The organism is Methanobrevibacter oralis, from assembly GCF_001639275.1.
GTDB classification, from domain to species: domain Archaea; phylum Methanobacteriota; class Methanobacteria; order Methanobacteriales; family Methanobacteriaceae; genus Methanocatella; species Methanocatella oralis.
The window spans coordinates 1-593 of sequence record NZ_LWMU01000032.1 but is presented as its reverse complement, the minus strand read 5'-3'; the positions used below and the strand labels follow the sequence as shown (position 1 = coordinate 593).

The window sequence follows — 593 nt, the reverse complement described above, 5'->3', positions numbered from 1 at the left end:
AAAATTAGATATAAGTAAATTAAAAGTTTATATAAAAGAAACAAAAATATTAAACAAAAAATTTAAATAAAACAAGGCAAAAATTAAAAAAAATAAGATATTGAAAACCTTAGCTTGACAGCAATGATTTTTTCATAAAGTTTAAATATTAATGATAAGAAAAATATTGTATAATTAATAGTTTATATTTTTTAAATCAAATTTGATTTTATGGAGGCCAATAAGTTTAAAGGTGGTGAAATTATCAATAAAAAATTATTCGTTAGCCTTATTATTATTTGTTTTATTTTAGTTTCGTTAAATATGGTATTTGCATCAAATGAAACAAATGGTAATGTTATTTCACTGAAAGAATCAAATAATGAATTGAATATTGAAATTTCAAAGCAAAATTCCGCCATTGATTTGCGAACAAGTTCTAAGACAATTGAGATTACTCAAGATAATTATGGTAATTATTTTGATGTTAGAACTGGGAAAATTATTGATGCTTCAGGTATTTCTAATGGGGATACTTTAAAAATTGGTAATATTTCTAATAGGGCTTTTGTTATTGATCGTCAACTTACATTAATGCCTATTTCTTCTAATGA

Annotated in this window: 1 pseudogene; it reads left to right on the top strand. The window is 22.3% G+C overall.

The annotated features are described in order from the left end of the window. Positions 1–210: 210 nt before the first annotated feature. Positions 211–593 (top strand): annotated as a pseudogene (locus MBORA_RS00660) (hypothetical protein); the annotation flags it as partial.